General features: G+C 53.7%; 1 rRNA gene. It reads right to left on the bottom strand.

Features of this window, described 5'->3' with window-relative positions:
• Positions 1-20 precede the first annotated feature (20 nt).
• Positions 21-1,560, bottom strand: a 16S ribosomal RNA gene (locus AC0TNG_RS00050).
• Positions 1,561-1,630 lie beyond the last annotated feature (70 nt).

Below are 1,630 nucleotides of genomic sequence, written 5' to 3'. Positions count from 1 at the left end.
CAAAGGCAGGTTCTTTAAGGTAAGGAGGTGATCCAACCGCAGGTTCCCCTACGGTTACCTTGTTACGACTTCACCCCAGTCATGAATCACAAAGTGGTAAGCGCCCTCCCGAAGGTTAAGCTACCTACTTCTTTTGCAACCCACTCCCATGGTGTGACGGGCGGTGTGTACAAGGCCCGGGAACGTATTCACCGTAGCATTCTGATCTACGATTACTAGCGATTCCGACTTCATGGAGTCGAGTTGCAGACTCCAATCCGGACTACGACGCACTTTATGAGGTCCGCTTGCTCTCGCGAGGTCGCTTCTCTTTGTATGCGCCATTGTAGCACGTGTGTAGCCCTACTCGTAAGGGCCATGATGACTTGACGTCATCCCCACCTTCCTCCAGTTTATCACTGGCAGTCTCCTTTGAGTTCCCGGCCTAACCGCTGGCAACAAAGGATAAGGGTTGCGCTCGTTGCGGGACTTAACCCAACATTTCACAACACGAGCTGACGACAGCCATGCAGCACCTGTCTCAGAGTTCCCGAAGGCACCAATCCATCTCTGGAAAGTTCTCTGGATGTCAAGAGTAGGTAAGGTTCTTCGCGTTGCATCGAATTAAACCACATGCTCCACCGCTTGTGCGGGCCCCCGTCAATTCATTTGAGTTTTAACCTTGCGGCCGTACTCCCCAGGCGGTCGACTTAACGCGTTAGCTCCGGAAGCCACGCCTCAAGGGCACAACCTCCAAGTCGACATCGTTTACGGCGTGGACTACCAGGGTATCTAATCCTGTTTGCTCCCCACGCTTTCGCACCTGAGCGTCAGTCTTTGTCCAGGGGGCCGCCTTCGCCACCGGTATTCCTCCAGATCTCTACGCATTTCACCGCTACACCTGGAATTCTACCCCCCTCTACAAGACTCTAGCCTGCCAGTTTCGAATGCAGTTCCCAGGTTGAGCCCGGGGATTTCACATCCGACTTGACAGACCGCCTGCGTGCGCTTTACGCCCAGTAATTCCGATTAACGCTTGCACCCTCCGTATTACCGCGGCTGCTGGCACGGAGTTAGCCGGTGCTTCTTCTGCGGGTAACGTCAATCGATGAGGTTATTAACCTCACCGCCTTCCTCCCCGCTGAAAGTACTTTACAACCCGAAGGCCTTCTTCATACACGCGGCATGGCTGCATCAGGCTTGCGCCCATTGTGCAATATTCCCCACTGCTGCCTCCCGTAGGAGTCTGGACCGTGTCTCAGTTCCAGTGTGGCTGGTCATCCTCTCAGACCAGCTAGGGATCGTCGCCTAGGTGAGCCGTTACCCCACCTACTAGCTAATCCCATCTGGGCACATCTGATGGCAAGAGGCCCGAAGGTCCCCCTCTTTGGTCTTGCGACGTTATGCGGTATTAGCTACCGTTTCCAGTAGTTATCCCCCTCCATCAGGCAGTTTCCCAGACATTACTCACCCGTCCGCCGCTCGTCACCCGGGAGCAAGCTCCCTGTGTTACCGCTCGACTTGCATGTGTTAGGCCTGCCGCCAGCGTTCAATCTGAGCCATGATCAAACTCTTCAATTTAAGTTTGATGCTCGTGAATTAAACTTCGTAATGAATTACGTATGTTCACTCAGAGACTTGGTATTCATTT

The sequence above is a fragment of the Enterobacter sp. PL_is514 genome (genome assembly GCF_055816715.1).
Note: the sequence above shows the minus strand (reverse complement) of the source record. Positions and strands in the feature narration are given on the sequence as shown.